Origin of the sequence: Geodermatophilus telluris, assembly GCF_900102745.1 — a bacterium.
Classification (GTDB): domain Bacteria; phylum Actinomycetota; class Actinomycetes; order Mycobacteriales; family Geodermatophilaceae; genus Geodermatophilus; species Geodermatophilus telluris.
In genome coordinates this window covers 583,383-596,103 of sequence record NZ_FMZF01000001.1, presented here as the reverse complement: position 1 = coordinate 596,103, position 12,721 = coordinate 583,383, and the positions used below count along the sequence as shown (strand labels likewise).

At 73.8% G+C, this 12,721-nt stretch carries 9 protein-coding genes and 3 tRNA genes; 7 read left to right on the top strand and 5 right to left on the bottom strand.

The annotated features are described in order from the left end of the window. The first annotated feature begins 81 nt into the window (after positions 1 to 81). Entirely contained in the window at positions 82 to 909 is an 828-nt protein-coding gene (locus BLQ97_RS02890; protein WP_245691746.1) for a M48 family metalloprotease, read from the top strand. 96 nt (positions 910 to 1,005) lie between these two features. Here BLQ97_RS02890 and BLQ97_RS02885 read toward each other — a convergent pair whose 3' ends face one another. After that, the gene (locus tag BLQ97_RS02885) at positions 1,006 to 2,787 is read right to left on the bottom strand and encodes a putative bifunctional diguanylate cyclase/phosphodiesterase (protein WP_175471563.1); all 1,782 of its coding nucleotides are present in this window, start codon (positions 2,785 to 2,787) and stop codon (positions 1,006 to 1,008) included. A gap of 105 nt (positions 2,788 to 2,892) precedes the next feature. On the opposite strand from BLQ97_RS02885, the gene BLQ97_RS02880 reads away from it, so the two are divergent. Next, complete coding sequence (locus tag BLQ97_RS02880; protein ID WP_175471562.1) at positions 2,893 to 4,275, top strand: aminotransferase class V-fold PLP-dependent enzyme; 1,383 nt, start codon at positions 2,893 to 2,895, stop codon at positions 4,273 to 4,275. A 15-nt stretch (positions 4,276 to 4,290) separates the two neighbouring features. Here the strand turns inward: BLQ97_RS02880 and BLQ97_RS02875 are convergent, their stop codons facing one another. The 3 genes from BLQ97_RS02875 to BLQ97_RS02865 all read right to left on the bottom strand — a co-directional run bounded on the left by BLQ97_RS02875 (position 4,291) and on the right by BLQ97_RS02865 (position 8,452). Next, on the bottom strand, positions 4,291 to 6,537 hold the full coding sequence (locus tag BLQ97_RS02875) for a putative bifunctional diguanylate cyclase/phosphodiesterase (RefSeq protein ID WP_091362996.1): 2,247 nt from the start codon (positions 6,535 to 6,537) through the stop codon (positions 4,291 to 4,293). 143 nt (positions 6,538 to 6,680) lie between these two features. Continuing rightward, a complete protein-coding gene (locus BLQ97_RS02870) occupies positions 6,681 to 7,964 on the bottom strand; it encodes a PP2C family protein-serine/threonine phosphatase (RefSeq protein ID WP_245691744.1) in 1,284 nt (427 codons plus the stop codon). After that, positions 7,961 to 8,452 carry a YajQ family cyclic di-GMP-binding protein gene (locus BLQ97_RS02865; protein WP_091362994.1) on the bottom strand — a complete coding sequence of 164 codons (492 nt, stop codon included), beginning with the start codon at positions 8,450 to 8,452 and terminating at the stop codon, positions 7,961 to 7,963. The genes BLQ97_RS02870 and BLQ97_RS02865 overlap by 4 nt, the downstream gene beginning before the upstream one ends. Before the next feature lie 92 nt (positions 8,453 to 8,544). Between BLQ97_RS02865 and BLQ97_RS02860 the strand changes: the two genes are divergently transcribed. After that, positions 8,545 to 8,626, top strand: a tRNA-Tyr gene (locus tag BLQ97_RS02860). Positions 8,627 to 8,685: 59 nt separating this feature from the next. On the opposite strand, the gene BLQ97_RS02855 is transcribed toward BLQ97_RS02860, so the two are convergent. Further along, a complete protein-coding gene (locus BLQ97_RS02855) occupies positions 8,686 to 9,117 on the bottom strand; it encodes a pilus assembly protein TadG-related protein (protein ID WP_091362993.1) in 432 nt (143 codons plus the stop codon). Between the two features lie 501 nt (positions 9,118 to 9,618). Between BLQ97_RS02855 and BLQ97_RS02850 the strand changes: the two genes are divergently transcribed. The 4 genes from BLQ97_RS02850 to rpmG all read left to right on the top strand — a co-directional run bounded on the left by BLQ97_RS02850 (position 9,619) and on the right by rpmG (position 12,699). Next, entirely contained in the window at positions 9,619 to 12,168 is a 2,550-nt protein-coding gene (locus BLQ97_RS02850; RefSeq protein WP_425402609.1) for a putative bifunctional diguanylate cyclase/phosphodiesterase, read from the top strand. Between the two features lie 73 nt (positions 12,169 to 12,241). Then, positions 12,242 to 12,314 (top strand) — tRNA-Thr (locus BLQ97_RS02845). A gap of 45 nt (positions 12,315 to 12,359) precedes the next feature. Next, a tRNA-Met gene (locus BLQ97_RS02840) sits at positions 12,360 to 12,433 on the top strand. Between the two features lie 101 nt (positions 12,434 to 12,534). Next, positions 12,535 to 12,699 (top strand): 50S ribosomal protein L33, encoded by a 165-nt coding sequence (gene rpmG, locus BLQ97_RS02835; RefSeq protein WP_073421301.1) that lies wholly within the window; start codon positions 12,535 to 12,537, stop codon positions 12,697 to 12,699. The last annotated feature ends 22 nt before the right edge of the window (positions 12,700 to 12,721 follow it).

The window sequence follows — 12,721 nt, the reverse complement described above, 5'->3', positions numbered from 1 at the left end:
GAACGGCGGTCACCCGCGTTCCGTTCACGAGGGGTGCGGCGCTGGGGCAACGGGGTGCGGACCGCCCTCCTCCTCGGTCTGGTGGCCGGTCTCGTCCTGGCCGCCGGCGCCCTGGTCGGCGGCCGCGTCGGGCTGCTCGTCGCCCTCGTCGTCGCCCTCGGGGTGAACGGGTGGGCCTGGTACCACTCCGACCGGCTGGCCCTGCGGGCGATGCGCGCCTTCCCGGTGACCGAGACGCAGGCGCCGGGGCTGTACGCGGTGGTGCGCGAACTGGCCACCGAGGCGCGCCACCCGGTGCCGCGCCTCTACGTCAGCCCCACCGACCAGCCCAACGCCTTCGCCACCGGCCGCACCCCGCGCCGGGCGGCGGTGTGCTGCACCCAGGGGCTGCTCGAGCTGCTCGACCGCCGCGAGCTGCGGGCGGTGCTGGCGCACGAGCTCTCCCACGTCTACAACCGCGACGTCCTCATCAGCTCAGTCGCCGGCGCCCTGGCCACCGCCGTCACCCACCTGGCGCACCTGGCCACGCTCGGGGCGCTGTTCGGCGGCCGCTCCGCCGACCGGGGGAGCGGCAGTCCGCTCGGCTCGCTGCTGCTGGTGCTGCTCGGCCCGCTGGCCGCGGGACTGGTGCAGTTCGCGGTGAGCCGCAGCCGCGAGTACGAGGCCGACGCCGCCGGGGCCCGCCTGTCCGGCGACCCGCTGGCCCTCGCCGCGGCCCTGCGCCGCATCGCCCGCGGGACGGCCGCCCGGCCGCTGCCCCCCGAGGAGCGGCTCGTGTCGCAGAGCCACCTGATGATCGCCGCCCCGTTCCGGTCGGCCGGCCTGGCGGCGCTGTTCGCCACCCACCCGCCCATGGCCGAGCGGATCGCCCGGCTCGAGCGGATGGCGCGCGAGCCCGGCCGCGACTGACCCCCGGACGGCCGCGTCCCCCGTGCCGGTACCGGCACGGGGGACGCGGGACGACGCTGCGGGGAGGGATCGGGCGGGGAGGGATCGGGCAGGGGGTCAGGCGGGGACGAGCATCCGGGGGTCCGACCGGCGCCCGGTGAGCAGCAGCTTCACCGCGTCGCCGGGGACCAGCGGGCGGGAGAAGTGGTAGCCCTGACCGAGCGGGCAGGCCAGCGCCCGGAGGATGTCGACCTGGTCGCCGGTCTCCAGCCCCTCGGCCACCACCTCCAGGCGCAGGTCCTGGCCGAGCTGGGTGATCGCCGCGACGACCGCGTGCCCCTCGGGGCTGCTGGCCACGCCGTCCACGAAGGACTTGTCGATCTTCAGCGTGTCGATGGGGAAGCGCCGCAGGTAGCCCAGCGACGAGTAGCCGGTGCCGAAGTCGTCGAGGGCCAGCCGCACGCCCAGGTCCTTGAGCTGGGCGAGCTTGCGCGTCGTGTCGTCGCTGTCGTGCACGAAGAGGGACTCGGTGATCTCCAGCGTCAGCAGCGACGCGTCCAGCCCCGACGTCCGCAGCGCCTCGGCCACGTCGCCCACCAGGTCCGGGTGCTGGAACTGGCGGACCGAGACGTTGACGCTCATCCGCAGCCGGCCCAGCGGCGAGCGGTGCTGCCACTCGGCGGCCTGCCGGGTGGCCTCCAGGAGCACCCAGCGGCCGATCGGCACGATCAGGCCGGTCTCCTCGGCCAGCGGGATGAACTCCAGCGGCGAGACCAGGCCGCGCTCGGGGTGCCGCCAGCGCAGCAGCGCCTCGAACCCGACGATGACCTGCGAGGACACGTCGACGATGGGCTGGTAGTGCAGCTCCAGCTGCTCGGCGTCCAGCGCCCCGGACAGCTCGGCCCGGACGGCGTCCCGGCGCACCTGGGCGGTGTGGTGGCTGGGCTGGAACACCTCGAGCCGGCCCTTGCCGTCGGTCTTGGCCGCGTACATGGCCAGGTCGGCGGCGCGCAGCATGGTGATGCCGGTGGGGGCGCAGGCGTCGGAGGTGGCCAGGCCGATGCTCAGCCCGGTCCGCACCGCGTGCTCGCCGATGCGGGTGGGCGCCCGCAGCGAGTCCAGGATGCGGTGCGCAACCCGCTCGGCCTGGTGGGCGCTGCCCGGGCCGGTGAGCAGGATGGCGAACTCGTCACCGGAGAGCCGCGCGACGGTGTCGGTCTCGCGGACGGAGCCGACCATGCGCTGGCTGAGCAGCCGGATCAGGTGGTCGCCGCCCTCGTGTCCGAGGTTGTCGTTGACCGCCTTGAGGTTGTCCACGTCGAGGAAGAGCACCGCCGACTGCTCGCCGGTCTCCTGGTGGGCGGCCTCGGCCTCCGCCAGGCGTTCCATGAAGTACGCGCGGTTGGGCAGCCCGGTGAGCACGTCGTGGAAGGCCTGGAAGCGCAGCCGCTCCTCCAGCTCCTTGCGGCCCTCGACGGCGCCCAGCAGGCTGTTGAAGGCCCGGCCGGCCTCGCCGATCTGGTCGTCGGAGTCGACGTCGATGCGCTCGAACACCGCCGCGGACCAGTCGCCGGAGCTCGACGCCGAGCTCACCACGCTGGTCGCCGACCGGAGGTGGCTGGTCAGCACCTCCATGCGGCCGCCGACGACCCCGCGGCACAGCGCGTAGTTCATCGCGCCCACGAGGAAGCCGGCCACCAGGCAGGCGGTGCCGAACACCGGGCGGTGGGCGATCGTCTCCGGGACGCCGAGCAGCACGGCGAACGGCGGGAAGACGACACCGACGGCGAGGCCGAGGCCGACCATGTAGATCGCCATGTCCCAGAACACGCGGGACGTCAGCCGGAAACCCCGGCGGGTGCGCGGCCGGTCGGTGGCCGGCGGGTCGTGCAGCGTCATGGAGGACAGATCGGCCGCCGGCAGTGTGAGTTGAGCGACTCCGGCGTCCGGCCGAGCCATTCCCCCACTTCTGGGGAGATGGCCCGGGGCGTTCAAGGAATGGTCGTGCGCGCCGATCTGACCTGCATGGAGATGACGCCGTCCTTCACGGCCGGCCAGTACGTGGGCGACGACCTGTGGGTCTCGGTCCTCGACGGCCGCCCGCGCCAGTACGTGGACCTCGACACCGCCGCCACCAGCTCGGCGTCGGTGGTCGTCGCCCGCGCCGTCCAGGACTTCCTGCCGTGGTACGCCAGCGTGCACCGGGGTGCCGGCATCCGGTCCCAGCTCACCAGTGCCCGCTACGAGGAGGCGCGCGAGGTGATCACGCGCTTCGTCGGCGGCGACCCCGCCACGCACGTGACGCTGTTCCCGCGCAACACCACCGAGGCGATCAACCTGCTGGCCTTCCGCCTGGGCCTGACCCGCGACGACGTCGTGGTGACCACGGCCGTCGAGCACCACGCCAACCTGCTGCCGTGGCGCCGGCACGCGCAGCTGCGCGTCGTCGACGTCGACGCCAGCGGTGCCTTCGACGTCGCCGCGGTCGAGGCGGCCCTCGACCAGCACCCCCGGCCGCGCGTGCTCGCGGTGACCGGCGGCTCCAACGTCACCGGCTGGCTGCCCGACCTGCGGGCGATCGCGGCGGCCGCCCGCCAGCGCGGGGTGCTGGTGGTCGTCGACGGCGCCCAGCTGGTGCCGCACCGCGCGGTGGACATCAGCGCCCTCGGCGTCGACGTCATCGCCTTCTCCGGGCACAAGATGTACGCGCCGTTCGGTGCGGGCGCCCTCGTCGTGCCCCGGGCGCTGCTGGCCGGCGGCGAGCCCTTCCTCGTCGGCGGCGGCGCGGTCGGCGCCGTCTCCTTCGACGACGTGATCTGGGCCGACGGCCCCGACCGCGACGACGCCGGCTCGCCCAACGTGGTCGGCGTCGTGGCGCTCATGGCGGCGGCCGACGAGCTGCGCAGCGACGGCTGGTCGACGGTGCGCGCCCACGAGGACCACCTGGTCCGGGCGCTGGACTCCGAGCTGCGCTCGGTCCCCGGCCTGCGCCGGCTCGGCCCGGTCACCGGGGACCGGCTGCCGGTCGCCGCCTTCAACCTCGAGGGCGTGCCGCACGGCCTGCTCGCCGCGCGGCTGGCCAACGAGTACGCGATCGGCACCCGCAGCGGCTGCTTCTGCGCCCACCCCTACATGGGCCGGCTGCTCGGGCTCTCCGACGCCGAGGTCGGGCAGTTCCACGCCGACGTGCGGGCGGGCAACCGGCACCGGCTGCCCGGCGCGGTGCGGGTCAGCGCCAACCGGCAGACCTACCTCACCGACATCCCCCTGCTCGGCCAGGCGCTGCGCGAGATCGCCGCCAGCCCCGAGGGCGCCGCGCAGTACGTGCTCGACGAGCGCGGCGACTACGTGCCGCGGGTCCGCCCGCGCCTGCCGGTCTCGGTCTGACGGTCCCCGGGACCGTCAGCCGTCGGCGGCGTGCCGGCCGCGGGGCGGGACGGGCGGCCGGGCCGTCATCGTCGTCGGCCCGGGGTCGGCCTCGCCGCGCAGCGGGGCGCCGACCGAGGCGGGGTCCCGCCGGTCGGCCCGGCGGATGCCCGGGGTGGGGCAGACGAGCGCGGCCGGTCCCGGGCGGCCCAGGTGGAAGCCCTGGCCGAGGCGGACACCGAGGGCCTCCAGGCTGCGCAGCTCGCCCGGGGTCTCGATGCCCTCGGCCACGAGGTCGAGCTCGAGGGTCTGCCCGAGCGTCACGATGGCGCTCGCGACCGCCTGGTTCTGCCGGTTGACGTCGATCCCCTCGACGAAGGACTTGTCGATCTTGAGGATGTCGAAGGGGAAGCGACGGAGGTAGGACAGCGACGAGTAGCCGGTGCCGAAGTCGTCCAGGGCGAGGCGGACGCCGAGGTCCTTGAGCCGCTCGAGCTTCAGGGTGACGTCGCGGACGTCCGAGGCGAACAGGCTCTCGGTGATCTCCAGGGTGAGCAGGTGCGGGGCCAGCCCCGAACGGCGCAGCGCGTCAGCCACGTCGTGCAGCAGGTCCCCGTGGACGAACTGGCGCACCGACACGTTCACGCTCACGTGGACCCCAGCCGGGTCGGCCGGGTGCTGCCAGCCGGCGGCCAGCGCCGTGGCCTCCCGGAGGACCCAGCGGCCGATGGGGACGATGAGCCCGGAGGTCTCTGCCAGAGGGATGAAGTCCGCGGGTGACACCAGGCCGCGCTCGGGGTGCTGCCAGCGCAGCAGCGCCTCGTAGCCGTCGATGCGGCCGGTGCCCAGGTCCACCAGCGGCTGGTAGTGGACGACGAGCTGGTCGCCGTCGAGTGCGTGCTGGAGGTCGGCCTGCAGTCGCTCGCGCTCGAGCTGGACGGCGTGGTGGCGAGGCTGGAAGGTCTCGCAGCGCCCCTTGCCGGTGGCCTTGGCGACCGACAGTGCGACGTCGGCGGCCCGCAGGACCCCGATGCCGCTGCTGACCGCGGCGGTGGAGGCGGCCACGCCCACGCTGGCCGCCGGCTGGACGAAGCTGTCGTCGACGAGCACCGGCTGCACCAGCGCGGCAAGGATGCGCTCGGCGGTGCGCAGCGCCTCGCGCTCGCTGCCGGGGCCGGTGAGCAGGACGGCGAACTCGTCGCCCTCCAGGCGGGCGAACACGTCGGCCGGTCGCAGGCAGTCGAGGATCCGGGTGCTCACGACCTGCAGCAGGCGGTCACCGCCCTCGTGGCCGACGTCGTCGTTGACCGCCTTGAGGTCGTCCATGTCGAGGTAGAGCAGGGCCAGCGGGACGCCGTGGACCTCGAGGGCCTCCTCGGCGGCGCGCAGCCGCTGGAGGAAGAGGCTGCGGTTGGGCAGGTCGGTGAGCGGGTCGTAGAACGCCTGCGTCCGGAGCTGCTCCTCCAGCTCCCGCCGGTCGCTGACGTCACGCGTGCTCAGCACGACCCCGCTGACGGCCGGGTCGTGCTGGAGGTCGTTGACGACGGTCTCCGTCCAGCGCCAGGAGCCGTTGCGGTGGCGCATGCGGCACCCGATCGGCGCCGTGGCAGGTAGCCCGGCGCTGGTCTCGGCGAGCTGGGCGGCGAAGGGCCCGGCGTCCTCGGGGTGGATGAGCGCGACCAGCTCGGTGCCCACCAGGCCACCGGGCGGGTAGCCGAGGACCCAGCCCACCGACGGGGTCTGGTAGGTGATCCTCCCGGCGGTGTCGACGATCGTGATGACGTCGGAGGCGTTGCGGACCAGCGACCGGAAGTGCTGCCCGACCTCCAGCGCGTCGAGCAGGCCGTTGAACGCCTGCGCGGTCTCACCGAGCTGGTCGTCGGAGTCGACCGGGATCCGGGCGGAGCTGGAGGCCGACCAGTCGCCGGTGCGACTGGCCTGCGCCACGGAGCCGGCGACCTGGCGCAGGTGACCGCTGAGCACGGCCAGCCGGCCACCGACCACCCAGCGGCAGATCGCGTAGCTGAGCGCGCCGACCAGGAAGCCGGCGACCAGGCAGGCGGCGCGGAACCCCACGCGCTCGGCGTGGACGCTGGGCACCCCCAGGGCGACCGCGAACGGTGGGAAGACCAGACCGACCGCGAGTCCGAGCCCGACCATGTAGATCGCCAGGTCCCAGAACACCCGGGCGGTCAACCGGAACCCGCGGCCGGAGCCGAACCTGCTGGCCGTGACCGTGGGACTGGTCACGGTCACCACCGAGCCGTCGAGCGTGGCGTTCACCCGCCCGTCATCGGCGGCCCGGCGCGCGGTGATGACCGCTCGGGCTCACCGGATGGGGACGACGCGGACGTCGGCGGATCGTGTCGCCGTCCCGCGGACCACCTCGCGGCCCGGCCCTGGACGCGCGGGCGCGCCAGGAGCGGTCACGCGGACGACGCCCGGCCGGTCGCGGCGCCGTGGACGCTGCCGCTGCCGCGGTCGGGACCGCCGTACCAGTCGAGGCAGAGCAGGGTGGCGTCGTCACGCAGGTCGCCCCGCGTGGCGCGCAGCACCGCCGCGCCCAGCTCCTGGACGACCTCCCGGGGGTGCAGGTCCGTGGTGTCGCGGAGGGCGGCGGCGACGTCGAGCAGGACGGCGTTGCGCTCCTGCATGCCGTCGGTCAGGAACACCACCCGGTCGCCCGGCTCCAGCGGCAGGCGCTGGGTGTGGAAGGACCTGCCGGGCACGACACCGAACGGCGGCTCGACGTCGAGCGCGATCTCCCGCACCCGGCCGTCCCGCACGAGCAGGGGGAGGGGGTGGCCGGCGTTGACGACGGCGGCCGTGCCGGTCGAGAGGTCCACGCGCACGAGCTGCCCGGTGACGAACCGGCCGGCGGCGACGTTCGCGACGAGCGCGTCGTTGGCGTACCGGGCCTGGACGGCCAGGTCCAGGCCCCTCCGGCGGGCGTTGCGCAGCGCACCCACGAGCACCGTGGCCAGGAGCGCGGCCTCGACCTCGTGGCCGACGGCGTCGGTGATCGACACGTGCAGGGCGTCCTGGTTGAGCGTGAAGTCGAAGGTGTCCCCGCCCACCGACGCGGCCGGTTCCAGCCAGCCGGCGAGGGTGAACTGGCCCGCCTCGCAGGTGTAGGAGGACGGCAGCAGCCGGCGCTGGATCTCGGCGGCGAGCGAGAACGGCGTGGTGCGCTGCCCCCACTCGAACACGTCCGTGTACCGGCGGGCGGCGATGACGACGTAGGCCAGCGCGTGCGCGGCGGCGGCGACGTCGGCGATCAGCGCCGGTGGAGGTTCCCGGGGGAGCGTGAGCTCCACGAGCCCGATCGCGTCCCCGCGGTCGCTGACCGGTGCGACGACCCGTGCCCCGTCCGCGAGCGGCTCCACGTCGACCTGCTGGGTGCGCAGCACGCGCTCGTAGACGGTGCCCGCCATGGGCACCGTCTCCGCCTGCACGCCGGCCTGGTTCCGGGAGCCCTCGGCTCCCGCGGTGCCCGTCCGGAGGCGCACGACGGCACGTCCGCTGAAGTCGGCGATGAGGAAGGTCAGCTCGCGGGCCCCGAGCTCCTCCGCCAGGGTCTCGGCCGCGGCGTCGACCGCGTCGGTGGGTGCGGTCCCCTCGACCCGGTCGAGCACCAGGCCGACGTCCAGGCCGGGACCCGGCCCGGCGCGGCGCGGCGAGGGACGGGCGGTGTCGACGCCCCGGGTCACCGGTAGTTGTCGAACTGCAGGGCGACGTCGAGGTCCTTGCCGCGCAGCAGCTGCTGCACCGCCTGCAGGTCGTCGCGCTTCTTGCCGCTGACCCGCAGCTGGTCACCCTGGATCTGCGCCTGCACGCCCTTCGGGCCCTCGTCGCGGATGATCTTGGCGATCTTCTTGGCGGTGTCGGACTCGATGCCCTGCTTGATGCGCGCGGAGAGCTTGTAGGTCTTGCCGGAGGACTGCGGCTCGTCGGCGTCGAGGGCCTTGAGCGAGATGCCGCGCTTGACGAGCTTGTCGCGGAAGACGTCGAGGGCGGCCGTGACCCGCTCCTCGGTGTCGGCCTGCAGCGTCACCCCGTCCTCACCGGCCCAGGTGATCGAGGCGTTCGTGCCGCGGAAGTCGAAGCGCTGGGCGAGCTCCTTGGCGGCCTGGTTGAGCGCGTTGTCGATCTCCTGGCGGTCGACCTTGCTCACGACGTCGAACGACGAGTCGGCCACGGTCTGCTCCTCTCCCTCCCGCGCGGCTGACCGCGGCGGGACCCGTCGGGCCGGCACCGGCCCGTCTTGTACGCTCTCTCCCGTGGGACCGGGGCGGGTTGCCCGAGTGGCCAATGGGAGCGGACTGTAAATCCGTCGGCTTAGCCTACGAAGGTTCGAATCCTTCACCCGCCACCCCCGTGCAGCGGCTCCCGACCGGCAGGTCGGGGGCCGCTGTCGCGTCCGGCGCCGGGTCACCCCAGCGTGGGCGCCCGGGCACTGGCGACGGCGGTGACCTCCAGGGGACGGCCGCCGAGGAACAGCCAGCCGAAGGCGATCTCCACGGAGCGCACGCAGCGAACGGTGACCTCCGCGCCGTCGGTCCCGGCCGTCCAGCCGTCCAGCGGGTCCCCGCCGTCGGCGAGGTGGTCGGCGACCGCCGTCCGCGCCGTCTCCCCGGTCAGCGGCAGCTGTCCGCCGACGCCGGAGGCGTAGACCCGGCCCTCGTCGGTCCGGTTGGCCGCGGCGAGGGCGGCGCCGTCGCACACCGCCTGGACGTCCTGCCGCTCGAGGAAGGCGTCGGAGGCAGCCACCGCGCCCAGCACCATGAACGCGGCGACCAGCCAGCAGACGAGCACGAACGGCAGGGCGGAGCCGCGCTCACCGTCGACCGACCCCGCTGGCACGGCGGGAGCGTAGGTCGGCGCGGTGGCCCGCGGACCTCCTCCACAGGGACGTTCGCCCCTGGTGCCCCACCCGTCACCCGTCTCGGTGACACTGCGATGATCGGATGCGACGCTGCGTCACGACATTACGGCTCGTCACTCTTCCGTGATCGAGCGTGCTTGCCCGTCAGGGGGACGGGAAGCAGGGTTCCGGGCGCGGTCCGTACACGAACGACGCTCTGCCCCCGCGCCTGGGTGACAGCCCGCAACAGAGAGCTGTCTTTCATGCCTGAGGAGGCTTCGGTGGTTCAGCAGCGTGGTTCGAAGTGGGGCCGGGGTTCGAAGTGGGGCCGTGGTTCGAAGTGGGGCCGTCGCTCGACGTCGACCTGCTGACCGTCGACTGACGCATCCGGACGAGGAGGGTCGCCCGTCCGGCGGCTCCCTCCTCCGGGGCAGTGGCATGTCCGCGGAGGGGTCCCGCTGTTAGCCTCGGCGCCGCTCATACCACCTCCTAGGAACCGGGTGACGTTGGCCAGTCCCGAGCTCCGCGCACCGGCACGACGCATCGCGGCGCCCGTCGACCCGTGGGTGCTCGCCGCCGCCGCCGGCCTGCTGGCGCTGGTCCTGGCCGTCGTCGTGTTCGCGGGCGACCCCGGCGAGTTCCGGCTCCTCCCGGCACTGGTCGTGACGGTCGCCTTCCTCGTCACCGAGACCGTCACGCTGCACGTCGAGTTCCGTCGGCAGACGTGGCTGTGGTCGGTCAGTGAACTGGCGCTCACCATCGCCCTGGTCGTCGTCGGAGGCCTGTGGGCCGCCCTCGCCCGGGCCGTGGGCCTGGGACTCAGTCTGGCGCTGCAGCGCAGCACGCCGGCCAAGGCGGTGTTCAACGTCGCGGTGGGGGTCATCGAGGTCGCCGTCGCCTTCGCCGTGCTGGCCGCGTTCCCTCACGGCGACCTCGGGAGCCCGGTGAGCTGGCTGGCCCTGATGGTGGCCGTCCTCGCTGCCGACGTCATCGGCACCCTGCTGGTCATCGCGGCGATCCGGCTCACCGGCGGCAACCCCGGCCGAGCGATGTGGCAGGAGCTCCTGCTCCCCGTCGCCGTCGTGGCCCCGTTCGCCGTCTCCGTCGCCGTCGTCACCCTGCTGCTGCTCTCGCTCAACCCGTGGGCGTCCGTGCTCATGGTCCCCGCCGGTCTCGCGGTGGTCCTGCTCTTCCGGCGCTTCGCTGCCACGGCGCGCGAGGAGCGCAGTCTCCAGCAGGTCTACGCCTTCGCCCGGCGCGTTGAGCAGATCCCCTCCGACCAGGACGGTCCGCGATGGATCGTCGAGGCGGTCAAGGAACTCCTCAACGCCGACAAGGTGGCCCTCTGGCTGCCGCCCTACCTCGACGACGAGCCGCGCCTGGTGGTCGCCGGGGACGGCGGCACGACCTGGTACGACGGCCCCGGCGACCCCGAGGACCTGATCCGCCGCCGGGCACTGGAGCCGGGCGCGTCGGGCCCCGTGCTCGTGGCCGCCAGCCGGCTCGACGCCGAGTCGGCCGCCCTCGCCCGGCGCGGCGCCCAGGAGGTCCTGGGTGCACCGGTGACCACGGCCGCCGGCGAGCCCGGCTACCTCGAGGTCTGCGACCGGCGCAGCGACGTCGTCTCGTTCTCCGAGGGTGACCGCTCCGCGCTGGACTCGATGCTCACCCACGTCAACGCGGCGATCCGCCAGCAGCAGCTGCTCACCCAGATCCGCTACGACGCCGACCACGACCGGCTCACCGGCCTGCCCAACCGGCAGCGGCTGGCCGCCGAGATCGACCAGCTGCTGCACGCCGACCCGGTCGGGGCGCGCGCCGGGCTGGTGCTCGCCGGGCTGGACAACCACACCGAGATCGTCGACACCCTCGGCCACGCCGCGGCCGACGAGCTGCTCCTGGTCACCGCCGGGCTGCTGCGCGAGCACGCCCCGGCCGACGCCGTCGTCGCCCGCATGGAGGGTCCCCAGTTCGCCGTCCTGCTGCCCGGGCTGTCGCAGGTCGCCGCCGAGCGCGCGGCCCGCCGGCTGCGCGAGGCCACCTCCACCCGCGCCCGGGTCGCCGGCCTGGACCTCGAGGTCACGCTCACCGTCGGCGTCGCCGCCGCTCCCGCGCACGGCACGGACTCCGGCACGCTCATGCAGCGGGCCGACGTCGCCCTGCTGGCCGCCGCCTCCGAGAGCGGCGGTGTGGCCAGCTACCACCAGGTGCTCGACCAGCAGAGCCTGCGCCGGCTGCAGCTGGGCACCGAGCTCGAGCAGGCGATGGCCGACGGGCAGATCAGCGTGGTCTTCCAGCCGATCATCGACGCCCGGACCTCCGACATCGTCTCGGCGGAGACCCTCGTGCGCTGGGCGCACCCGCGCTTCGGGGCGATCCCGCCGGACGACTTCATCCACCTCGCCGAGCAGATCGGCCGGATCGGCCCGCTCACCGACCACGTGCTCGACCTGGCGCTGGCCCGCTGCCGGCGGTGGCTGGACCAGGACATCGCGCTGTCGGTGGCGGTCAACCTCTCCGCGCGCTGCCTCAGCGAGCCCGACCTCGTCGAGCGGGTGCAGCGGGCGCTGCGCCGTCACGGCGTCCCCGGCGAGCTGCTCATCCTGGAGCTCACCGAGGGCAGCGTGGTCGACGACTCGGTCCGCTCCAGCACCGTCCTGGCCGACCTGCACGCGCTCGGCCTGCGGCTGTCGATGGACGACTTCGGCACCGGCTACTCGTCGCTGTCGCAGCTGCGCCAGCTGCCCATCGACGAGGTCAAGATCGACAAGTCCTTCGTGCTGGGCATGTCCACCAGTCAGGGCGAGTCGTTCATCGCCCGCTCGATCATCGAGCTCGCCCACAACCTGGGCCTGCGCGTGGTCGCCGAGGGCGTCGAGGACGAGCTGACCCGCAAGCTGCTCACCGAGATGGGCTGCGACAAGCTGCAGGGCTTCCTGATCAGCCGCCCGCTGCCCGACGACAAGCTGGAGAAGTGGCTGCTCGCCCGCACCGGCGTCCGGTCGGCCGCGCCCGGTGCCCAGCACCGCCGGCTGTTCGTCCGGGTGTGAGGACGGTCCCGGCGGGCCCCTGCGGGAGCGGCCGGAGGGCGTCGGGTATAGTTCCTCGCGGCTCGAAGAGCACGCCCCTTTAGCTCAGTCGGCAGAGCGTCTCCATGGTAAGGAGAAGGTCTACGGTTCGATTCCGTAAAGGGGCTCCGACCAGCCGGTCCAGTCGCGAGACCGGGCCGCGCGGTCATCCCGGCGGTGTAGCTCAGCCTGGTAGAGCAAGCGGCTCATAATCGCTGTGTCACCGGTTCAAGTCCGGTCACCGCTACTCCAGACGGACCCCGGCTCCCCGGGGTCCGTCGCCGTGTCGGCACCCGCCGCCACGGTCGCCGGCCGTGAGGCCGGTCCCGACAAGGCGAGGAGTGCCTCATGGCAGCCACCGACGTCCGTCCGAAGATCACCCTGGCCTGCCAGGAGTGCAAGAACCGCAACTACATCACCCGCAAGAACCGGCGCAACGACCCCGACCGGCTCGAGTTGAAGAAGTACTGCCCCAAGGACAAGCGCCACACCGTCCACCGCGAGACCCGCTGACCCGGGTCGCGGACGGAGCAGG